This is a genomic window from Prevotella intermedia ATCC 25611 = DSM 20706, assembly GCF_001953955.1.
Lineage (GTDB): Bacteria > Bacteroidota > Bacteroidia > Bacteroidales > Bacteroidaceae > Prevotella > Prevotella intermedia.
In genome coordinates, this window is sequence record NZ_CP019300.1 from 1,093,331 (window position 1) to 1,116,015 (window position 22,685).

The 22,685-nt window shown below is 39.8% G+C and carries 15 protein-coding genes; 3 read left to right on the forward strand and 12 right to left on the reverse strand.

Features of this window, described 5'->3' with window-relative positions; translation table 11 throughout:
* Positions 1–100: 100 nt before the first annotated feature.
* Genes BWX39_RS04545 through BWX39_RS04560 form a run of 4 tightly spaced genes read right to left on the reverse strand, consistent with a single transcriptional unit; the run spans position 101 to position 7,490 of the window.
* Complete coding sequence (locus tag BWX39_RS04545) at positions 101–1,723, reverse strand: MFS transporter (RefSeq protein ID WP_014710272.1); 1,623 nt, start codon at positions 1,721–1,723, stop codon at positions 101–103.
* A 59-nt stretch (positions 1,724–1,782) separates the two neighbouring features.
* Positions 1,783–3,954: a S9 family peptidase gene (locus BWX39_RS04550; protein ID WP_028904734.1), complete on the reverse strand. Its 2,172-nt coding sequence runs from the start codon at positions 3,952–3,954 to the stop codon at positions 1,783–1,785.
* Between the two features lie 8 nt (positions 3,955–3,962).
* On the reverse strand, positions 3,963–5,879 hold the full coding sequence (gene yidC / locus BWX39_RS04555; protein WP_028904733.1) for a membrane protein insertase YidC: 1,917 nt from the start codon (positions 5,877–5,879) through the stop codon (positions 3,963–3,965).
* Positions 5,880–5,882: 3 nt separating this feature from the next.
* Positions 5,883–7,490 carry a CTP synthase gene (locus tag BWX39_RS04560; RefSeq protein WP_028904732.1) on the reverse strand — a complete coding sequence of 536 codons (1,608 nt, stop codon included), beginning with the start codon at positions 7,488–7,490 and terminating at the stop codon, positions 5,883–5,885.
* 698 nt (positions 7,491–8,188) lie between these two features.
* Between BWX39_RS04560 and BWX39_RS04565 the strand changes: the two genes are divergently transcribed.
* A complete protein-coding gene (locus BWX39_RS04565) occupies positions 8,189–9,778 on the forward strand; it encodes a capsule assembly Wzi family protein (protein ID WP_028904731.1) in 1,590 nt (529 codons plus the stop codon).
* 6 nt (positions 9,779–9,784) lie between these two features.
* Complete coding sequence (locus BWX39_RS04570) at positions 9,785–10,228, forward strand: lipocalin-like domain-containing protein (protein ID WP_028904730.1); 444 nt, start codon at positions 9,785–9,787, stop codon at positions 10,226–10,228.
* Between the two features lie 29 nt (positions 10,229–10,257).
* Here BWX39_RS04570 and BWX39_RS04575 read toward each other — a convergent pair whose 3' ends face one another.
* Entirely contained in the window at positions 10,258–11,370 is a 1,113-nt protein-coding gene (locus tag BWX39_RS04575; protein ID WP_028904729.1) for an MraY family glycosyltransferase, read from the reverse strand.
* Between the two features lie 146 nt (positions 11,371–11,516).
* On the opposite strand from BWX39_RS04575, the gene BWX39_RS04580 reads away from it, so the two are divergent.
* Positions 11,517–12,272 (forward strand): glycosyltransferase family 2 protein, encoded by a 756-nt coding sequence (locus BWX39_RS04580; protein WP_028904728.1) that lies wholly within the window; start codon positions 11,517–11,519, stop codon positions 12,270–12,272.
* Positions 12,273–12,612: 340 nt separating this feature from the next.
* Here BWX39_RS04580 and BWX39_RS04585 read toward each other — a convergent pair whose 3' ends face one another.
* From BWX39_RS04585 to BWX39_RS04615, 7 genes are all read right to left on the reverse strand, one after another.
* Entirely contained in the window at positions 12,613–13,674 is a 1,062-nt protein-coding gene (locus tag BWX39_RS04585; RefSeq protein WP_028904727.1) for a glycosyltransferase family protein, read from the reverse strand.
* Positions 13,675–13,686: 12 nt separating this feature from the next.
* Positions 13,687–14,844: a non-hydrolyzing UDP-N-acetylglucosamine 2-epimerase gene (wecB, locus tag BWX39_RS04590; RefSeq protein ID WP_028904726.1), complete on the reverse strand. Its 1,158-nt coding sequence runs from the start codon at positions 14,842–14,844 to the stop codon at positions 13,687–13,689.
* On the reverse strand, positions 14,841–15,986 hold the full coding sequence (locus tag BWX39_RS04595) for a glycosyltransferase WbsX family protein (RefSeq protein ID WP_028904725.1): 1,146 nt from the start codon (positions 15,984–15,986) through the stop codon (positions 14,841–14,843). Before BWX39_RS04595 ends, wecB begins: the two co-directional genes overlap by 4 nt.
* Positions 15,986–17,296: an O-antigen polymerase gene (locus BWX39_RS04600; protein ID WP_028904724.1), complete on the reverse strand. Its 1,311-nt coding sequence runs from the start codon at positions 17,294–17,296 to the stop codon at positions 15,986–15,988. The genes BWX39_RS04595 and BWX39_RS04600 overlap by 1 nt, the downstream gene beginning before the upstream one ends.
* A complete protein-coding gene (locus tag BWX39_RS04605; RefSeq protein ID WP_028904723.1) occupies positions 17,287–18,834 on the reverse strand; it encodes an oligosaccharide flippase family protein in 1,548 nt (515 codons plus the stop codon). The genes BWX39_RS04600 and BWX39_RS04605 overlap by 10 nt, the downstream gene beginning before the upstream one ends.
* Positions 18,835–18,841: 7 nt before the next feature.
* Positions 18,842–19,879, reverse strand: a complete 1,038-nt coding sequence (locus BWX39_RS04610; protein ID WP_028904722.1) for a GumC domain-containing protein — start codon at positions 19,877–19,879, stop codon at positions 18,842–18,844.
* 173 nt (positions 19,880–20,052) lie between these two features.
* Complete coding sequence (locus BWX39_RS04615; protein ID WP_028904721.1) at positions 20,053–22,680, reverse strand: SLBB domain-containing protein; 2,628 nt, start codon at positions 22,678–22,680, stop codon at positions 20,053–20,055.
* Positions 22,681–22,685: the final 5 nt, after the last annotated feature.

The following is a 22,685-nucleotide window of genomic DNA, read 5'->3' on the forward strand; positions in this document are numbered from 1 at the left end:
GAATTGGTTGCCGTTTTCTAAAGAGTTGTTTGCGTAAGCACAAAAAAAGACCGAACCCCAAGCGAGGGTTCGGTCTTTTCTTTTTATCTTGTATGTTAAATTATTCAGTAATGTTTGGTAATTCCAAACCAAGACCTTTCTTCTTGTCTACAATCTTGAGGATAAATCCAATTACCAATGCTGCTACACCAAGACCTGCCAACATAAGGAGCGGATTGGTGTAGTCGTACTTCGTTGGGTCGGTAATGCCGACGTTCGAGTTATCGAGCACCTTACCGATAACCAATGGGAACAACCACAAGCCGATGTTCTGAATCCAGAAAATAAGTGCGTAAGCTGAACCAATAATCTTTGGGTCTACGAGCTTTGGCACACTTGGCCACAACGAAGCAGGCACAAGCGAGAACGAAGCACCGAGCACAAGAATTGTGAGGTAAGCTACAACAACACCACCAATAGCATTGCCCTTGAATGCAGGGAGAACGAATGCAAATGTGAGGTGGCAGCTAATGAGCAACAAAGCACCCAAGATAAGCATTGTAGCAGCCTTACCCTTGTGGTCTACATAGCTGCCAAGGATAGGTGTGATACCTACTGCGAGCAATGGGAACACGGCAAAGATAGACTCTGCAGACTGACGCATATAGCCCATATAGCAATAGCCGATGAGCGAAAGGATAGAAACGAGCAGCACAGAGAATTTAACGTTCTTCTTCTTCATGAAGTTGAACATAAACGCTGTTACAGCCACTACCAACATAATGCCGTACTGTATAATTGTTACTTCTGTTGAAGCCCAGAACGAATCCTTATCTACAGGAGTGAAGGTGAGGTTACACTGCAACATGTTTACTGCATACTTCTGGAATGGGAAGATAGCAGAGTAGTAGAGCACGCAGAGCAAAGATACCAACCAGAAACCCATACTGCTGAGGATTTGACCGAGGTCGCTGAGTTTGAATGGATCTTCTTGTTCTTCAGCCTCGCCAGTTTGTGAGTCGAGCTTCTTATCCATAAAGAAGTAAGCAACGAACATCATTACGGCAATACAGATAAGAACAACACCAAATGCCACTGAACGAGAAACGTCTATGCTACCGCCAAACTTAGCAAAGAAAGGCGAGAAAATCATACAGGTAGCAACACCTAAACGTGCAAATGCCATTTCTGAACCCATAGCAAGTGCCATTTCCTTACCCTTGAACCATTTTACGATACCACGAGAAACCATGATACCTGCCATTTCGGTACCACAACCGAAAAGCATAAAGCCGATTGCTGCGAGCTTCGCAGAAGCAGGCATACCTTCGTAGAAAGGAGAAACGCCTAACTGTTCGAACAAGGGAACGTAGTTCAAGTTTTCGGTAAACCATGTTTCAAGTCCGCTGCCGATGAAGCTTTCGCTAATGGCATAATACTTGATTAAGGCACCTGTAAGCATCACGGCACCAGAAAGGAGGGCTGTGAAGCGAACACCCATCTTGTCGAGAATGATACCTGCGAAGATAAGGAAGAATACGAATACGTTCAGGAATGTTTCTGAACTTTGCATTGTTCCGAATGCTGTTGAGTCCCAACCTCTTTGTGAGAGCATCAAGTCTTTGATTGGCGACAAGATATCTACAAAGATGTAAGAACAGAACATAGCGAGAGACAAAAGCAAAAGGGCTGTCCAACGTGCGGCAGCAGAGTCTCTAAGTGTTTTGTTTATTTGTTCTGTCATAAAAATATAATTGTTATTATTCTTTCTGTTATCTATTAAAGTTCATTTGAATCTGCCTTTTACTTCTTTAACCAGCGGTCGAGCCAGTTGAAGAATGTGCGTTGCCAGAGTACGCCGTTTTGTGGTTTCAGCACCCAGTGGTTCTCATCAGGGAAGAGCAACAACTCTGCAGGAATACCACGCAAACGGGCAGCGTTGAATGCGCCCATACCTTGTGTCGCATTGATGCGGTAGTCCATTTCGCCATGAATGCAGAGAATAGGGGTGTCCCACTTGTCTACATCAAGGTGCGGACTGTTCTTGTATGTGCGATCGGCTGCTGCTGTGCGGTCTTTGTTCCAGTATGCGTCGTCGTATTCCCAGTTGCTGAACCAAGCTTCTTCGGTGTCGGTGTACATACTTTCGAGGTTGAAAGCACCGTCGTGAGAGATGAATGCCTTGAAGCGTTTGTTGTGGTGGCCTGCCAAATAGTAAACAGAGAAACCGCCAAACGAAGCACCTACTGCACCTAATCTGTCTTTATCTACGTATGGAAGGTTGTTTGCGGCATCGTCAATAGCCGATAAATAGTCTTTCATACATTGTCCTGTCCAGTCGCTGCTGATAGCTTCGTTCCATTCGCTGCCATATCCAGGAAGACCGCGGCGGTTTGGTGCAATCACTACATAGCCGTTAGCTGCCATCATTTGGAAGTTCCAACGGAAGCTCCAGAATTGTGATACAGGGCTTTGTGGACCGCCTTCGCAGTAGAGAAGGGTAGGATACTTCTTGTTTGGGTCGAAGTGAGGAGGAGTGATAATCCATACCTGCATGTCCTTACCATCGGTAGTCTTTACCCAATGTGGCTTCACATCGCCAAGAGCAAGCTGGTCGTAGATGTGCTTGTTCTCGAAACTAAGCTGCGTTTGCTCGCTTTGTTTCTCTTTCTTTGCAGGGGTAATGGCAAATATTTCGTTTGCACTCTTCATACTCTGGCGCAAGCCTAACAGTTTCTTGCCGCTATCGCCCAAAAGCGCAATAGAAGTATAGTTGTGCTGACCGTTGGTTAATTGCTTCACTTCGCCTTTCAAATTAGTTTGATATGCATTGACAGTAGCATGCCAACAGCCAATGAAGTAGAGGTCTTTAGAGTTTGGAGCCCAAACATAATCGTCTACATTAGAGTCGAATTGTTCTGCAACATAAGTCTTTTTGCCTGTGCTGAACTCGTAAACGCAAAGACGGTTGCGGTCGCTTTCGTATCCGTCGTGCTTCATACTCTGCCATGCAATGTACTTTCCGTCGGGAGAGAACTTGGGATTGACATCGTAACCAACATTGAAATCGCCGTCTTGGTGATTTACTTTCTGGTTGCGAAGCGTCTTTGTCATATCAATTTCGGGTTCAACATAGTCTGCAGGCTTGCACAAGTTTACAGTTTTCTTTGTTTCTAAGTTATAAAGGAATATGTCAGAATCGGTTGATACTGCATATTTTACTCCTTCTTTCTTTCTGCAGGTGTAGGCAATTTGCTTAGAGTCTTTGCTCCAATCAAACTGCTCAATGCCACCAAATGGGGCGAGCGGACTTTCGTATGGTTCGCCTTCAATGATGTCTATGTCATTCTTGCTGATACCGTTGGCAGTAACTTCAGCCACAAATGGGTGTGCTATTGTTTCTACATAATGGTCCCAGTGGCGATAGTTCATATCGGTAATGAGGCGACCTGAAGCCTTTGGAAGGTCTGAAGGGTTCTTCTTAATTGTTCCGTGGTATGGTAAACTCTTGATAAGTAGAACCTTCTTGCCGTCAGGTGAGAAGCGGAAACCTTCTATCTCGATGTCGGAAGACGACAATTTCTTGCGGTTGGTTCCGTCTGCATTCATCGTCCAGACTTGTCCTTCGTAAAGGAAAGCGATTGTATTGTTGTCCAACCACGCAGGACTGCTTTCGCTTTTTGCCGATGTTGTGAGCTGACGGGCGTTCTTTCCGTCCGCATTCATCACATAGATAACTTGGTGTCCTTTGTTTTCTTTTACACTGTAGTAGCCTACTTGGTAAACAATCTTGCTGCCATCGGGCGATGCCTGCGCACTGCCGATTCTGCCCATAGCCCACAGTGTTTCCGGAGTCATAACATCTTTGCTAAGTGTTATGTTGTGTTTTCCGATGTTTACTGCTTCTTGGGCATTTGCAACTCCACTGTTCATAACGAGTGCAGTCGCAATAGCAATTGAAACATTTTTGTTCATAATTTTAGTTATTTATTTTTATTTAGGTTCTGTCTTCTGCGTTCTAATTCTGCTTGTTGTTTTTGTTGCATTTCCTGAATAGCCTGCATGCGTGCTGCCAATCCGCTTTTCTTCTTTGGATTTTTCTTGTTTTCTTCGCGTCGAGCTTCCAATATGGCGAGCAATTTCTCTTCATTCGTTGTCTTGCGCAACGTCCACATAATGGCAGCAGAGAAGAATAGCGAAATGAAATAATAGAAGTTCAAGCCTGAAGAGTAGTCATTGAACATAAAGAAGAAGAATACAGGCATGAGGAACATCATGTATTGCATCATCTTCATTTGGTCTGCCTGTTGTCCAACCATCTGGTCTTTCTGCTGTTGCATAGTGAACCAAGAGTAAAGGATATTGGCAGAGCAGAAGAGAATACAAGTTAATGAAAGGTGATCGCCTATCAACCATAAGTTCTGACTCCACGAAACGATGGGGTCGTACGTGCTAAGGTCGTCTATCCATAAGAAACTCTCGCCACGTAGCTGTATGGCATTTGGCACAAAGTTGAACATTGCAATCCAAATCGGTGCCTGAATAAGCATTGGCAAGCAACCAGAAAGCGGACTAACTCCATATTCTGAGTACATCTGCATCATAGCCTGCTGTTTCTGCATTTGGTCTTCAGGCTTATTATATTGTTTTGTTGCTTCCTCGAGTTTCGGCTTCAACACACGCATCTTGGCAGAACTCATATAGCTTTTCTTCACCATTGGGTAAGTGATGAACTTCAAAAGCAATGTAATGAGAATAAGAACAACGCCCATTGGGAAGAATTTGCTCAACCAATCGAACACGTAGATGGTGAACCAACGATTGATAATACGGAACAAAGGCCAGCCAAGGTCTACAAGTCGTTGCATTTCAAGGTCTTTACCGAAATGGCTTTCGCTTTCAATATTTTGTAGTAAGCGGAAGTCGTTAGGCCCGAAGTAGAACTCAAACTCTGATGCTTTGGCTCCTGTTGGGTCGAGTTCGGTGCTTAAACTTGCCTGATATTGCTTCAAATAGTGCGATTCTTTTTCCAATGGAGTGCTCTTCAGCTTTGCACCTGATACAAAACCGTCTTTGGAAATCATTACAGCTGAGAAGAATTGGTTCTTGAAAGCAATCCAATCGAGTGCTTCTTCTATCTTCTTATCGGCTTCTTGTGTTTCGCTCAGGTGGTCTGTGCTACCTTCTTTTTCTTTATAAGTGATGGTAGCGTAACGGTTCTCGAAAGTGTGTCCAAGCTCTTGTTGCTTACATTTCTCTTGCCAATCAACAAGAAGTTGAGTGTCTCCGTGCTTAAACAAACCATTCATTCCTGTAGCCTTTACACTTAAACGCAACATATAAGTATTGGTGAGCTTATAGTCCAATATAATTGTCTTGCCGTCGTTGGCAACGGCTGTCATCATAAGTGTAGAGTCGGTAAGATTAGACGGTGTGAAGTAAAGGTCTTGCGTTTCAATGTTCTGGCTCTTTGTAGCCAAGATAAAGTTCAGGTTTTGGTCTGCTCCGCTGAAGAGTGTAACATCATTTTGGTCGGTGCTACGGTCTTTGCTTGCTACATTGTGTCCCTTGTAACCTTTTATATTGGCTTTCCTAACAACGCCACCTTTCGTGTTGAAAGTAAGTTCTACCTTATTATTCTTTAATACAATATCCTTTGCAGTGCCTTTAGATGCTGCGTAGAATAAGGCTGTAGTGTCTGTACTTGCTTCGTTTGCCTTGTTGGCTGCTTTGGCAGCTGCGTTCTTTTGTTCTGCTATCTTCTGAGCATTTGCGATAGAGTCCTTTACAAACTCTATACGTTGTTGAGCGATTTCTTCGTCAGAAGGTTGTTGCCACCACGCAAAACCAAAGAGAACCAGGGCCATAAGTACAAACCCTGTGATAGTGTTTTTATCCATTTCTTATTTTTTCTTGTTTTCTATTGCAGTCTTAATGAAGTCGAGGAAGAGTGGGTGTGGCTTGAGCACAGTAGATTGATACTCTGGGTGGAACTGCGTTCCGATGAACCACTTCAGCGATGGTATTTCTACAATCTCTACAAGGTCGCTTTCCGGATTGTGTCCAACACACATCATACCGTTTCTTTCAAACTCTTTTTCATAGTTGTTGTTGAATTCGTATCTGTGGCGATGGCGTTCCTGAATGTGCTCCTGTTTGTAGATGTTGAAGGCGTGTGAATTCTGTCGTATCACACATTCGTAAGCACCAAGACGCATTGTACCACCCATATTGGTAATGTTCTTCTGCTCTTCCATAATGTCGATAACATTGTGGTCGGTCTTTTCGTCCATCTCGCGCGAATTGGCATCGCTGTAACCCAACACGTTGCGGGCAAATTCTATAACCATCATCTGCATTCCTAAACAGATACCGAATGTTGGAATATTGTTGATTCGGGTGTGTTTGATAGCTATCAATTTGCCTTCAATTCCACGTTGGCCGAACCCTGGACAAATAACAACACCATCAAGACCTTTCAGTTCTTCGGCTACGTTGTCGTCAGTAAGATGCTCTGAGTTTACAAAGTGAAGAATCGTTTTGTGGTCGTTATAGGTTCCTGCTTGTAAGAGTCCTTCGCGAATACTCTTGTAAGCGTCTTGCAAGTCGTATTTTCCGACAAGTCCGATGTGTACTTCCTTCGTAGCTTTACGCAGTTTGTCAAGGAACTGTTTCCAAGGACCTAATGTAGGAGCGGGCTTAACCTCCTCGCCGCATTTGCGCAAAATAGCTGCATCAAGACCCTGTGCCTGCATATTGACAGGTACTTCGTATATACTTGGCATATTTTCGCTTTGCACAACGCAGTCTAAGTCTACGTTACAGAAAGCAGCCACCTTCTTGCGAATATCATTGTCAAGATGCTTGTCGGTGCGCAATACCAATATATCGGGCTGAATACCTACACTTTGCAATTCCTTTACGCTGTGTTGCGTTGGCTTTGTCTTCACTTCGCCAGCTGCACTAAGATAAGGTACGTATGTAAGGTGTAAGTTTATGGCACGTTTGCCCAGTTCCCACTTCATCTGACGAATGGCTTCGAGGAATGGTGCCGACTCTATATCGCCAATCGTTCCACCAATTTCAGTAATCACAAAGTCGTAGTGATACTTCTGACCTAACTGCTTGATGTTTCGCTTTATTTCGTCAGTAATATGAGGTACTACTTGAATGGTTTTTCCAAGGTAATCTCCACGTCTTTCTTTATCAATGACGCTCTTGTAGATGCGTCCCGTAGTCATGGAGTTTGCTCTTGTAGTCTGAATGCCCGTGAATCTTTCGTAGTGTCCTAAGTCAAGGTCTGTTTCCATACCATCAACCGTAACATAGCATTCGCCGTGTTCATAAGGATTCAGTGTTCCTGGGTCGATGTTGATATAGGGGTCGAACTTTTGAATAGTAATATTGTAACCTCTTGCTTGAAGAAGTTTTCCAATAGACGATGAAATAATTCCTTTACCAAGTGAAGAAACCACACCGCCTGTTACGAAAATGTACTTTGTCTCAGTCACGATTATATCTTTTATATTTACTGTTCTTTGAAAGTATATTAATTTACAACTTGCAAAGATAGTAAAAATCTAATGAATATCCCCTCAATAAACTATTTTTTCTAATAGAATCTAAAATATTTCGCAAATATAAGGTGTAACGGAAGAAATGTTATGGGGTGCTTGCACTGTTGGTGCAGTGTATATAGCGGTGTTTTATATCAAATCAATGACCACTTTGTTGTGTGTTCCATATCCCACCTTTATTGTTGTTCGCTAAAGCTTTAAGAACGGCAATATTTGTTTGTTGTATAGATAGAAAAAGAACAAGAGTGTGTAAATATTTTTCACAAGAATATCTATTATCTAACTATCTTGCTGTCAGTGTATTACAAAACCTATTGTTTTGCATTCCAAAAGCGTAGGTTTTGCACGGTAAAAGCGGCTGTTTTGCCGTCCAAAACAGCCGCTTTCGCAACGCCAAAGCGCAGTTGTCACTTTTTAACGAAATTATCTTTACAAAATCAAGGTGAAATCTGCAGATGTTTTTGTGGAATTAAAGTTTTGTCGGATAGCAATAATTCTCTTTATGAAGTTCTTGTTGGAACTGTTTTTTTTATGTAATTTTGCAGCTACATATATAAAATAGGTGGGATTTAAATAATTACCGCCAGAATTAAACTTATAAATAATGGGTTTGTCAGAACCCGTCTATGGTGATGAAACGAATACTATCAATCCTTTGTGGCGTATTGGCGTGTACGGCTTCTTATGCCCAGTATGTACCGCCAGTAATGAAAGATACAACGAAAGCAAGGGCTTTTAAGAATATTGATTATAAGGTAGAGATGCAAGGTAGCTTCTCTAACACGAAAACACCTTTGTGGCTGAATGCCAATAAGTACGGACTCAGCTCGCTTGAAAATACAAATGGCTACATTCGTACAGCCATTAATCGTCCTTTATCGGTTGATGAAGAACGAAAATGGGGTATAGGTTATGGGCTCGATATAGCCGTTCCTGTAAATTATACCAGTCCTGCCATTGTGCAGCAAGCCTATATTGAGGGGCGTTGGCATCACGGTACGCTTACAATAGGTGCAAAAGAGCAACCTATGGAACTGAAAAACAATAGTTTAAGTTCTGGTTCGCAAACAATGGGCATCAATGCACGGCCTGTTCCACAAGTGCGGTTGGCGTTGCCAGACTATTGGACGCTGCCATTTGCAAATGGGTGGTTGCACTTGAAGGGACATATTGCCTACGGAAAAATGACAGACGACAATTGGCAACACGATTTTACAAAAAAGCAGAACAAGTATGCCGACAATGTGCTTTATCATTCTAAGGCGGGTTATCTTAAACTTGGCAATGAAGAAGTGTTCTGTCCTTGGTCGTTAGAGGTTGGTTTGGAAATGGTATCTACGTTTGGCGGTACCGCCTATCGTCCTACTGCAGATGGGAAAATGGAAGTTTTGAAAGGCGAAACAGGCGTGAAAGCATTTTGGAAAGCATTCATACCGGGTGGAGCAGATATAGGCGAAACAACCTATCAGAATGCTGAAGGCAACCAATTAGGCTCGTGGGTGACTCGTTTAAAATATGCGGGCGAGACGAATAGTTACTCCCTCTATGCTGATAAATATTTTGAAGACCACTCGGGAATGTTCTTTTTAGATTACGATGGTTATGGTACTGGCGACGAATGGCAGCAAAAGAAAAAGCGTAGGTATCTTACTTATGGTATGAAAGACTGGTTGTTGGGCTTTGAGTATCACCATCGTGCAGACAGTTGGTTAAATTCGGTGGTGTTAGAGTATGTCTATTCCAAATATCAGAGTGGTCCAATCTATCACGACCATACCAAATCCATTGCCGACCACATAGGTGGACAAGATAATTACTACAACCATTACATTTATACGGGCTACCAACATTGGGGGCAAACAATGGGAAATCCACTCTATCGTTCGCCCATTTACAATGAAAACGGAAAGATAGAATTTGCGAACAATAGGTTTGTGGCTTATCATCTCGGTTTGGCAGGAAAGCCAAATGCTTTCTTTGATTGGCGATTTCTTGCTTCTTGGCAGGAAGGTTTGGGCACTTACCTTGAGCCATATATAAAGGAACGACATAATGTAAGCCTTTTGGCAGAAGCTACTTATAAGTTACATAGCGTTACATTGCCTTGGTTGAACGGGATAGATGTAAAGGCTGCGTATGGAATGGACTTCGGTTCTATTCTTGGTGGTATTAATTATGGTTTTCAACTTACAATAACCAAGACGGGTTTATTTAATTTATAAAAAGATATGAAGATAAGAAATATACAAATAATCCTGCTTTCTTTAGTGGCTCTGTTCTGCTTTTCAGCTTGTTCGCTCGAAGGAGATGGCACTGCTGCTGGCGATTTAGCGGGTATGTGGAAATGCGTTTATATTGAGAAAGGAGCACAAAGCGTAGAACTGAAAGATAAAAAAGTGTTTTGGTCGTTCCAAGGAAAGCTGTTGTTACTGGAGGATAAGACGGGTGCTCATAGCTGGATTTTGTACCATTTTAATAAAAAAGGTAATACTTTAGAATTGAGAGAACCTTATCGTTACGACCGTGAAAACGGCGACGAACCGCTTACAGAGCCTTCACTTTTAGCTTTTTATGGCATCGACGATATGGCTGTAACATTCACAATTCAGCAGTCGGAAAATATAATGGCACTTGTCAGTAACAAGGTTACGCTTCATTTCAAGAAGTTTTAGCAGCACAAAGGGTAGGTGCGGCTTCTTCTTTAATCTTCTTGGAAGGGTTGTTTGTTGTTGCGTTTGATAAAAGGATTCAATACCAACAAGTTGAAGAGGGTAAAAATTGCGATGTCTATTAGAATGGTAACAGTAAAGTTTAACCAATTAAACAATACTGTGTTGAGGATAATAAAAGCAATGGCGAACGCTAAAATTGCAATTAATGCCTGATGTTGCGTAAGTCCTGCCCGCATAAACTTATGGTGAATGTGGTTTTTATCTGGGTGGAATATGCCATAACCGTGCAACATTCTCACGATGACTACGCGACAAACATCGAAGATGGGTATGATAAGTAAAGTTACCGAAAGGAATATTGAACCTTTGCGATAAGCCATTACGTTAGGATTATCCATACAGAACTTTACAAGTAGCACACCAAGTATATAGCCTAAAGTAAGCGAACCAGAGTCGCCCATAAATATTTTTCGATTCTTTTCTTGCTTTCCGAAAATGTTATAGTAAAGAAAAGGCACTAAAACACCCATCAGTCCTGCGATGAGAATGGCATAAATCCACATCTTTTCTACAAAGAAGCAGTAGAAGAAACCGCCTAATGCAATGAAGGAAAGGGAGGCGGAAAGTCCGTCGATGCCGTCAATTAAGTTGATGGCATTCATAATAAAAACCAGTATGAACACTGTAAGCGGTACACCAACCCAGAACGGAAGTTCGTATATTCCCATAAAACCGTACAGGTTATTAATGAAAAGCCACGATATGGGAAGCAGGCACGAAACAAAAATCTGTATGATGAACTTCTTTTTAGCCTTGACACCGAAGATGTCGTCGATAAGTCCTGTGGTATAGATGACAGCCAAACCAACGGCAAAGAATATTGTCCACGGACTGATTTGTATTTTCTTGCCATTGTATGCATACGACCAAACAAACAGTGCAACTATGGTTGCAGCAAGCATACTGGGAAGGAACGATACACCCCCCAAGCGCGGAATGGCTCGTTTATGTACCTTTCGAGAATCTGGAATATCGTATAGGTTCCTGTTTTTGCAAAAGTTCAGAATGCGGGGAATGAAGATAAAGCCGCACGTGATGCTTAAGCAGAAAGCAATAAGGCTAACAACGATGTATATGTTCATGTTTGTTCAAAGTTTCTTAACAAGTTTAATTACATAACACGTTTCCTTTGCTTTTATTGTGTATAAAGTGAAATAAGTGGTAAAACATTAAAATATTTTTTAAGTTTAAGCGTTAGTAACAATAATATAATTGGAAAACAGCAAGAATGAAAATATCAATCATAACAGCTACATACAACAGCGAGGCAACCATTGCCGATACGATAAACTCTGTATTGAACCAAGAATATTCTGATATAGAGTATTTGGTAATAGATGGTGGCTCGTCCGATGGCACTTTAGATATAGTAAAAGCTAATGCGCCAAGGTTTGATGGCAAGCTCCGTTGGGTATCTGAAAGCGACCGTGGAATATACGATGCAATGAACAAAGGCATAAGAATGGCAACGGGCGATATTATTGGTATTTTAAATTCAGATGACTATTATACAAGCAACGATGTGCTTTCTACATACGCAGAGACCTTTAAAACAAGTAAGGTAGACGCTGTATATGGCGATATTCATTTCATAAGGGAAGGGCAACCGCATAAGATTGCCCGATATTATTCCTCTAAAATATTCCGCCCAGCGTTATTAAGGTTTGGTTTTATGCCCGCTCACCCTTCCTTTTATGTACGGCGTTCTGTTTACGAACAAGCAGGATTTTACAGTCTTGATTACAAGATAGGGGCAGATTTTGAAATGATGGTGCGTCTATTTAAGAAACATCGCATAAGCTATAAATACATTCAGAAAGATATGGTAACGATGCGTATGGGAGGCGCAAGTACGAGTGGGCTAGGTAGCCACAAGCTTTTGCTGAAGGAAGATGCAAGAGCTTGTCGTGAGAATGGTATCTATTCTAATACATTCTTAATAGCTTTAAAGTATTTCTATAAGATATTTGAGTTTAGAATTTAAACACTTTTCTTATAGAGAATAGCTCCTTTGGTAGAATCTTATTGGGAAGACAGAAAGCCAGTCCCTTTAGTGTAATAGAGGAAGAATTTCACTTTGATTTTGTAAGGATATTTCGATAGAAAATCAATAAAAGTTGTTTTGCGTTGCGAAAGCGGCTCTTTTACAACGCAAAACCTACGCTTTTACCGTGCAAAAGAGCCGCTTTTGGAATGCGAAAACATAGGTTTTGTAATGTGTTGATAGATAGTGAATTATACGATACATACGCTTCTAAAAAATATTTACAATTTATTGGCAGATTCGGCTTATATCAAAGCTGCTTGCAAGTATCGAAACGCTATTATTCACAAAAAGCTAAAACCTTTTCTTCAAATAATTCGTAGTCGGAATAGAAGTCTTTAAGAAGTTTCTTTCTGTTTTCTTCATACTCCTCTTTGTCGAAAGTGTTTAAGTACGTCGTTATTTCTTCCGCAAGATTAGTTGTGTCTGTGATTGCTAATCCCAATTTGTAGTTCTTGGTATACTCGCCTTGTATCGTGTCGGCGGTTGTTATCATGGGCTTTCGGAAGAATATGGAATTATAGAAACGGTTTGATAATGCCGTATCGTGTGACAATTTGCGAGGATAGAAAATATTCATCATCGTGCTCTTGTTGATAATTGAAGACTCGTCTTTTTTATCATAATAGCCCGAGAATATTACATTCTTATAGTTTCCTTTCTTTGCAAATTCCTCTAACCGAGGAGCGTCTATACCTCTGCCGACAAAAGATACCAAGAAGTTTTCTCGGTTGCCCAATGCTTCAATAACAGCGGCATTCTGTTCGTAATCCCTGATACCACCTATCGTTAAAACGTTGATTTCCTTGTTATTAATGGTGTATGACAAATCATTATCATTGATAGCTTGCTTCAATATGTTTATATCAAGGTTGTGGCTTAACACGGAATCGCAGACGTTGGGTAAGCATTTTATGAAGCCTGGCGATGAAACAACGTGCAATGCTGCCAACTCCATAAGTTCTCCGTATATACCTTTGAAGTTTTGCTCAATAGATAAATCGCGATAATCCAGTATGAATTTATTCTTGTAATGCTTCTTTAAGAATGATTTTAAGAAGATTGCTACTTGAGGACCAAAGACGATTAGCTTGTCGTATTGCTCTTTTTTGATGGTCTTACGCAAAAACCTTGAATAGTCCCAATAGTATAATAGCTTGGCCATTTTATTTGCCTTGTCGTCTATTTTGCGTGTATATCTGTATGCAGCTTCTTCTTTGAGTCCTCTTTTGTCGGGGTATATGATGTCGTATTGAATATTGTTCTTGTCCAATACGTCAGTATATATCTTGACGTAAGGACAAAAATAAATGTTAGTTGGTAACAGTAGTCCAAGATTCATAATAGATTCTGTTTATAGACTTAACAGGATATTGACGATTCTTTCACAAGCTTTTCCATCTCCATAAGGATTAATAGCCTTTGCCATTTGTTGGTAGTGGTTGTGGTCTGTCAATAGTTTGCTGACGTTGCTGACAATCTTTTCTTTGTCAGTTCCGACAAGAATGACGGTTCCTGCCTCAACGGCTTCTGGGCGTTCGGTAGTACCTCGCATTACCAACACTGGCTTTTTAAGGCTCGGAGCTTCTTCTTGTATTCCGCCACTGTCTGTTAAAACAACGTCTGCCTTCTCCATCATATATATGAAACTAAGGTATTCCAATGGCTCTATGAAGAACATATTGGAGAAGTGGGATAGGTCGTTGCCCAAGACTTCATATATGGACTTGCGCACATTAGGGTTAAGATGCATAGGATATACGAAGTCTACGTCAGGGAATTGAGTTGAAAGTTCTTGAATAGCTTGTGCGATATGAATGAAGCCATCGCCAAGATTTTCGCGTCGATGCCCAGTTATTAAGACCATACGTCTGTTGCCTTGCAGTCTGTCAATGTCGTAACCAAAAGTCTTTATTTCTTCTTTTAGCTTAATGTTCAGCTGTTGGTCAGACTTTATTTTATTAACAACCCAATACAAACTGTCGATGACAGTATTTCCTGTAATATGAATTGAAGTTTCATTTACCCCTTCTTTTATCAAGTTTGTGGAACTTGTTGAAGTAGGGGAGAAGTTATAGTTTGAAATTCTTCCTATCAGTTGTCGGTTTATTTCTTCAGGCCATGGGCTATATATATTATAGGTACGCAACCCTGCCTCAACGTGTCCAACGGGTATCTGCTGGTAGTATGCAGCTAAAGCGGCAGCCATAGAGGTGGTTGTATCGCCGTGAACCAATACTAAATCGGGTCGAGTTTCTTTGAAAATATCTCGTAATCCCAACAGCACCTTACTTGTAATATCATATAGGTCTTGCCCCTTCTTCATGATATTCAAGTCGTAATTGGGTTTTATCTTGAATATAGATAACACTTGGTCAAGCATTTCGCGGTGCTGACCAGTTACACATACGATTGTTTCTACTTTATCGCGGTGTTTGTTTAATTCCAAGATAAGCGGTGCCATCTTTATGGCTTCCGGGCGTGTTCCAAATGTCAAAAGTATTTTTTTCATAATATATTCTCCTTTATAGCATTTAAATAAGCATGGCCATATTTTAAGTCTGGCTCAACATAATTGCCTTCTCCCCATTCATTCCAAGATTTCAAGAATAGAATTTTATGCTCTTGTGGTTTGGAATCTATTATATTTAAAGCTTGTTCGATATGTTTTTTGAAGTTCTCTGGTGTTGAGTTTATATAAATTCCTTCGCTGTTTCCTGCGCGTGGTGTTCTGTCCCAGCCCGGTATAATCATTGGATATACATTATCCCATTTGTCTTCAGGAGCAAAGAAGTTACTTACGACTTTTGAATATTCTAATTTGAGCGAGGGTAAGAATGGCAGCTTCTTGTGTAAAAGTTGTTTAACGATGCGCATCGTTTTGCCTTGATAGCACATTTCGCCTCGCGATTTTCCATAAGAATTGATACCATCAAACCCTAAGGCAAGTATATTGTTATAAACTTCTTTGCTATCCTTTAAATTAGGTATGACACGAGTTAAAGTTCCATCGGCATTGCGTTTGATAGTTGATGTGTTAGCTATCTGTGCAACGAAATAAATTCCAGACAATCCGTTTTCTTCTGCCAACTTTCTCCATATCTCCATAAAGATGCTTACATCTTTAAAGTGATAGGGGTCATAGATTACGAAAACAGGTTTTCCGTCAATCGTAATGTATCTCTTGTCTTTAAAAGCAGGAAGTACATAATTAAAATGTTCGGTGTAGTCTTTCTCTCCACCGTATTCCATTGGAGCTATAACTTTGTTCTTTCCGTCTTTCTGCCACGTTTTTGTTGTCCACTCATGATTTGCCCAGCAAAGGCAGAAAGGAAAGTCAGGCTTACCCGATTCCAATACTTCTTGGAAAGGACGTTGAAGCAGTAGTTTGTCTCTTCCCATCCAATAATGATAATAGCAAAAGCCTTCAATGCCATATTCTCTTGCTAAAGCTGCTTGTTGTTCCCTGATTTCAGGCAAACGTAAATCGTAGAAACCAAGGTCTGCAGGTATATGGGGTTGATAATGTCCTCTGAATTGTGGTTTTGCTTTTGCAACATTTGTCCACTCAGTAAAACCTTTACCCCATGCCTCGTCGTTTTCAGGAATAGGGTGAAACTGTGGTAAATAATATGCTATGACTCTTGCTTTCATTATTTATTTTGTTTTTTAAGAGGAAACTTCTCGAGTAATGCTTCGTGATATTTCAAGTAATAATAAAGTAAAGCGAGCACAATTATGTTTAAGTTTCTTGTGTCTGAGTACGAAAACAGATACATTCCGCCTTGCGCACTTATGCAGACAGTGAAATATAAAAGTAATAGTTGGTGCAGTTTTATCTTATTATTATTTGTCTTGTTTTTCTGAAAAGAATAGATAACGAAGAAGTTGAAAACTATAAATATTATTACTGCGAAGAAGGGACCAAAGTCGATGGTGAAGTCGCCTACAAACGTAGAAAAGACTTCATCGTTTATTTTTAGTTTTGAATAGGTTTCTCGACGTTCAACATAGTTCATTGAAGTCTTGGAATCTACTAACCTTTTAAATAGATTTAAAGTTCTGTCGCCATATCTAAGTCCGTTATCATCTAAAGCATGATTGTTGAAATATATATTTCCTTGTCCAATATACCAGTTGATAAAAGTTGCTACTCCAGCTTTTTCAGAGCCAAAGCGACTGATGGTAATTGCTGCTACGGGCAATGTGATAATGGCTATAAATACGATTCCTATTTTCTTTATAACCTTATTAAGTCTTTTTGAAAGGTATTGCTTGAATAGGAAATATCCACAGATTATAGTTAGAAAAGCTAAGGCAACTCCACTTCTCTGCCCTCGCATAACAGGCATAATTAAGTTAATAACATTCGCAAAGAGTAAGCCATAGATGATTTTATGGTTTTTCTTACTCATTGTCATAAAGTAGAACAACAGAAAAATACCAATGTCAGAGAAAGAGTTAAAGAGGATTGCAGGTATATTGCGAATAGCTCCACCGACGTTCGAGGCATTGTCTATTTGTTCCATATAGGCTTTTTTTCCTGCTTCTGCATCTGTAAAGATAGACATTAACCCATTACGGAAATCAGACACGATGCCTGGTAGGTTCAAAATAGCAACGACAATGATAATGGTTGCTATTATTCGTAAGATGTTTGACTGCGGATATTCTATGCTGTCGGTTGAATTGGTATGGTGGTAGATAGCCGGCGTTAGTGCTATCATCATCATCACGTATAAATATAAATAAGGGAAAAGCGTTAATGGCTCATAGTTTGTAAGCTGTGGAATGGAATCATCGTTAATCGTCATAATCGAAAAGACGGCATAGATGATATACATTACAATGATAAAGCTACCAGCGTCAAAGTTCTTATTTTTGCGTTGATACCAAATCAAGGTTATTACCCATAGTAGTATGAGAAATGCAGATAGTATATAATTACTTTCAATTACCGACATAAGCGTTTTGTTATAAACGAATTAACATAACTATATAGAACCTTCTTCTCTGACTTGTTAGTTCCTAACAATAATGCAAATACAATAAAGAAAGTAGGAGAATACAGGAAAATAAAAAGTATTCGTAGAATATTGCTGTCAATGTTTTTTTGTAGCAAGTAGCTACTTCCAACTCCCAATGTCAATATTATTACTCCAGGAATAATTAAAGTTGTAATATAAGAGCTTATAGAGAACCGATGATAATATTTGCGTAAACAAAATAGTCTTATAATATGTGCAAGTGCTGATACGCCTATCATTGAGATAAGAGCAAAATAAGATGGTAAACGTAGTGTAAAGAAAATCCACGAAATGGGTAAGCACAGAAGTGTCATACTCTCTACTTTTAAGTGGTATTCTTTAACTTTGCCTGTTGCTTGAATAATCGTCGTAATTGGATTATTCATTGATAAGCACACTATATAAATAATAATGAGGCGAGCAAATAAAATGAAGTTGTCATCTGTAATATTCAACCACCAATTCAAAATGTTTGGCATTTCTAAGATAATGGGTGTGCCAATAGCTAAAAGAGCATAGAGTATAAGTTTGTTGCCAACAGAAAAGAGCTTGTTAAGGTAGCTGAAGTTTTCTTCAGCATATGCTTTTATCATTGCTGGGCGCAAAGGAATGATAATACTATTGCACAATGCTCCAAAAGCATTATTAATTTGTAAAGCGACACCAAATGCAGCATTTATTGTTGCACCAAAGAATATATTCAGCAAGATAATATTTCCTTGCTGCATTCCTATATTAGCAACATTGCCAAATAGTGTCCAACCAGAAAAAGAAAGTAACTCTTTATATAGTTTTCGGTCAGTGGTTTTGTGGTAATGACATTCTTTATAGTGTGCTTTTCCATACCACAAATATATCGTGAAAATAATGATACTGCTAATTAACAGGCACATACCATAAAAAGAAAGATTATCTATCATAAACTTTCCAATAAGTATGGCTGCTCCTAATCTAAGTAAACATTCGACAGTAGATACGACAGCATAGACACCTATATCTTCGTGAGCAAAGATAGCTGCAGTATATGGAATTTGAAATAAAGAAAAAATAAATGTGAATATGGTAAATTGATACAACCATATAACAGCAGTCATTCTTGCGGCAGGTATTACTAATTGAGTATTAACGAACCATAAGCCGACAGTTTCAAATATGAAAATAATAAGAAGAGACAGTATTGCAATGATGTTAATGCACGATGAATAAATCTCTGTTTGTTTTTGAGTATCATTTTTCCCAATATAAAAAGAGAAAAATCTTTGGATAGAGAGTGAGAGCACACCTGTTAAAAAAGAAGCAACCGTTACTACACCTGCTATTGTATTGAAAATGCCATAATCTTCAACACCTAATCCTTTTATAATGACACGTACAATATAAAGGTTAAGAAATGTAATAACTAACATACGAACAAACAAAAATAGTGTGTTCGATGCTATGTTTTTTGTTTTTGCTGATTCTTTTATATCGGGCATATTAAAGTTAATGCAGTATGTCCCTTATGACGTAAACTGACAATATGATAAAAGCAGATATAAACATTTCGAGAACGAATAACATCCTTTTAGGATCTGAAGGTTTTACAGGAACTTCTGCGCCTTGGATAGTTGTAAAGACAGGAGTATGCTCTTGCAGTTTCGCATCGGCAGCTTTAAGTTGTGCCATAAGAGTAGTGTAAGTGTTGTATTTCAGCTGCATATCGTTTTCCAAATCGTTTTGCTTTAGTTTTACACTTTCCAACACAACATCTATGTCGGCATCACTTATTTGCCCATATTCCTTACGAACCTTTTCGTATTCTTTCTTAGCTTGATTTACAAGGCTTTGATAATGATTTACATCATTCCTTAGCTTCTTCGTTCTGTATTCAATAATGTATTTTTGTAGTTGTGTTCTTGTAGCATCTGCAAGCATTTTAGCTACCATTGGGTCTTGCGCTACCGTAGCAATGCTTATAATACCTGTTTTTTTATCAGTGCTTATTTTTATATTATCTCTCATTCCTTTTACAAGGTCATTATCAATCTTTGACAACTGGTAAGGGTTGAACTTTTCTGGAGCAAAGTTTGCTGTATTTTTAGGCGATAGTTTTTGTAACGCCCATGTATAAGCTTTCTCCCACCATGTTATTTTTGTGTGGTGTTTTAGATAATCATAATAATTTGTATTGATTCTTTTATCAATAGTTTGTACGTTTACCTTGAATAGTGCAGTCGCAAAGCCATTATCATTCATTAGGTCAGGATAAATCAAAGGAGAAATAGCATCAGCACTTTTTCCTGTTGGCAAATCGAAACCAAATGAAGAGGCAATATCTCCCAAAGCACCAACATCCATAGAAGGACTTGCTTCTGGTGCCATAGCAGTTTCACTTTTGTATGTTCTTGGTACACAAAGAATGATATAAGATGATAATGCAATAACGATTGGGAGTGTTATCAAGAATAGTTTCTTATGTTCTCCGATTCTTTTAAACACCAACCGTAAATCTATTTGTTTTACATTTTCTTCGTTTTCCATTAATTTGATACTTTTAATATGGTAGTATTATTAGTCTTTGAAACTAATCTATCTATTTTATCACGTGCTCTTTTGATAAGGATACTTACATACAAGTACATCTTTAAAAGATATACTTGTATGTAGATACGATTTATTAATATCGTTTTTCCTCTTCATTATACATTTACTTTCTATTTCAAGATGTTGGCAAGTGTAGCCAGCACGGCTGCCATACTTGATGTACTTGAACCGATAGTCATAAGTTCAGCAAGGCTCATCTTTGCGCGCGACTTGCTTGGAACAATGATTTCGCAACCAGGTCGAACCTTCGCATTGTGTCCAACTTTTGCAAGTGTACCATTCATATATAATATATAGGTGCGGCTTTTCTTTGCGTCAGAAGAGAATCCACCTGCTTGGTCAATGTAATAGGCTACGTTTTTACCTTCACGGTAGCTTACTGTGTTTGGATACATTACTGCACCATTGATTTTCACAGTACCATTGTATTGTGGAATGATAATGCGGTCGCCCTCTCGAAGAATAAGGTCGGCATCGCTGCCTGGTGCTGCCAATGCTTTGTCCAATTCAATTCCAACAGGGTAGCTTTCTGGAATTTCAAACTTCTTTAGCAGTGAATCTTGCGTTTGTTGTGAAGCCTGAAGAATGCCTGCTGCATTCGAACTCTTCGCAGCAAGGTCAAGGAAACTTTTGTTTTCCTGTTCCATCTGCATCTTATAAACAGCCTCCATACGCATTTTCTCTACCTTGTTAGGTTTGCGTTCCAATCTTGCTCCTTGTATATAAGCTAAGTCTGTTGCGCCACCTGCAGCTTTGAATATGTCTGTCAAGCGAGTGTTGCGACCTGTAAGCGAGTAGTTTCCTTCAAACAGTACTTCACCTTCAATGCTTACATTCTGTTGCTTTGTTGTACCAGGGCTCTTGCGTACAAATACTTGGTCGAAAGGTGCAAGGATAAATCCTGGTTGTCCATCAATGACAAAGCCATCTTTCAAACTGAATGTGAAACTTTGAGCAATAATAGAGTCAGATACCGTTGCCTGTGGATTCACAAATCTTCTCGAAACATCAACTCTTACCGTAGATGCTGTTTGTTTTAATCCACCTGCCTGCAAAATGAAGTCTTCAAGTGTTTCGTTATCGGCATATTTATACTTGCCAGGATATTGCACTTCTCCATAAATAGTTAGTATCTGCTCTTCTTGTACATCGGTTCGTGTCGGTACAAACAGTACGTCCTCGTTCTGTAAAGGAATGTCAGCAACCTTTCCAAGTAAAATGCCCTCTACATCTACCGAAACGACTTCCAACGTGCGGTCTGCTTTCATACGATGCATTACTGCGTGCGGTCCGAAGGCTACTTCTGTAAGACCTTCTGCTGCTTCTACCAATGCACGTACACTGTTAATCTGTCCGCCTACTTCGTACATACCAGGACGGAATACAGCTCCTTTTATTTCAACCATATTCTCGTAACGTGGAATAACGGAATCAACGCTGATAGAGTCTTCGTCAGAAAGTCTGAAACGGTTCATGTCGAACTCGTTTACATTATATATAGAGTATTGGCGACCCGTTTTTCTTCTTACACGAACAGATTTCGTATAGGCATCGCCAGCAAAGCCACCTGCATAGTTGATGAGCGCACCAAGACTTTCGTTACGCTTCATTTCATAATACATTGGGCGTTTCACCTTGCCACTAACATTTACAAGTACTTCGTAGGCATCAACGGCAATAACGTCATTGTCTGCCAATCGAACGTTACCTGTTAGTTTTCCGCGTTTCAAGAAATCGTAAACATCGACTGTGCTTATGAGACGTCCCTGTCTGTAAACCTTAATGTTACGAAGTGTACCAAGGTCTGTGATTCCTCCTGCCATATACAACGCATTGAATACGGTTGTAAAAGCTGATAACGTGTAAGTACCTGGTGCTTTTACCTCGCCTACTACGTTCACCATTATGGTGTGGGTTTGCCCCACTGAAAGTCTAATCTTGGAATTGCTGTAACGTTTGCCTAATTTTGCCCTGATTCTTTCATTGGCTTGTTTTACGGTGAGTCCACTCACTTGGATAGGTCCGAAGCCGTCTAATGTAACAATTCCATCTGGTGCGACAGTTGTTTCATACGACTTTTGCGATGCTCCATAAATATCGATGAACACAGCATCGCCTGGTCCCAAACGATAGTTTGCAGGAAGTGCCATATTCATATTAGGCTCGAACGACAAGTTCTTATTGTTGAAAATATTGCGTCCCCAAACTTGTTTCTTCTTTTTCTTCATCTGCTTCACAAGGTTCTTATACATTGTGGCAGTGTCTTGTGGCAACCAATCGTTCATTTCCTCTTGTATCAAAAGGAAATCTCCGTCTTCTTCATCGTATGTGTTTGGGTAATCAGATTCAGAATCCAATCGCTTGTTTGAATATTTGTTGGCTTCATTTTCCGAGTCTTCGTAGTCTTGCATTGTCTTTTCTGCAATCTTCTTTTTGTTCATTCCCGGACGTTGCTGCCCATTGTTTTTCCTACTTCGCTCAGTATTGCTTTCCTTACTTGATGCAGCACCTAATGAAGAGTTGCCTTTCTTCATCTTCTCGTATGTATCTCTGACTCTTCTAATTTGAGAAATGTCTACACCGTTTTGCATCAGTTTTGTAACAATCTGTGTCTGCGATGTTCCCTTGTTATGCTCTTTTACAATAAACTCCATAACCTGCGTATCGGTCATACCCGATTGTGCATAAACGCTTAGAGCACTTAGCATAACAAAGAGTAAAAGGACGTATCTTTTCATATTCA

Bases quoted from the DNA above. Each gene is read 5' to 3' on its own strand.
- BWX39_RS04545 (WP_014710272.1), bottom strand. From the start codon at position 1,723: ATGACAGAACAAATAAACAAAACACTTAGAGACTCTGCTGCCGCACGT.
- BWX39_RS04550 (WP_028904734.1), bottom strand. From the start codon at position 3,954: ATGAACAAAAATGTTTCAATTGCTATTGCGACTGCACTCGTTATGAAC.
- yidC (WP_028904733.1), bottom strand. From the start codon at position 5,879: ATGGATAAAAACACTATCACAGGGTTTGTACTTATGGCCCTGGTTCTC.
- BWX39_RS04565 (WP_028904731.1), top strand. From the start codon at position 8,189: ATGAAACGAATACTATCAATCCTTTGTGGCGTATTGGCGTGTACGGCT.
- BWX39_RS04570 (WP_028904730.1), top strand. From the start codon at position 9,785: ATGAAGATAAGAAATATACAAATAATCCTGCTTTCTTTAGTGGCTCTG.
- BWX39_RS04575 (WP_028904729.1), bottom strand. From the start codon at position 11,370: ATGAACATATACATCGTTGTTAGCCTTATTGCTTTCTGCTTAAGCATC.
- BWX39_RS04580 (WP_028904728.1), top strand. From the start codon at position 11,517: ATGAAAATATCAATCATAACAGCTACATACAACAGCGAGGCAACCATT.
- BWX39_RS04585 (WP_028904727.1), bottom strand. From the start codon at position 13,674: ATGAATCTTGGACTACTGTTACCAACTAACATTTATTTTTGTCCTTAC.
- wecB (WP_028904726.1), bottom strand. From the start codon at position 14,844: ATGAAAAAAATACTTTTGACATTTGGAACACGCCCGGAAGCCATAAAG.
- BWX39_RS04595 (WP_028904725.1), bottom strand. From the start codon at position 15,986: ATGAAAGCAAGAGTCATAGCATATTATTTACCACAGTTTCACCCTATT.
- BWX39_RS04600 (WP_028904724.1), bottom strand. From the start codon at position 17,296: ATGTCGGTAATTGAAAGTAATTATATACTATCTGCATTTCTCATACTA.
- BWX39_RS04605 (WP_028904723.1), bottom strand. From the start codon at position 18,834: ATGCCCGATATAAAAGAATCAGCAAAAACAAAAAACATAGCATCGAAC.
- BWX39_RS04610 (WP_028904722.1), bottom strand. From the start codon at position 19,879: ATGGAAAACGAAGAAAATGTAAAACAAATAGATTTACGGTTGGTGTTT.
- BWX39_RS04615 (WP_028904721.1), bottom strand. From the start codon at position 22,680: ATGAAAAGATACGTCCTTTTACTCTTTGTTATGCTAAGTGCTCTAAGC.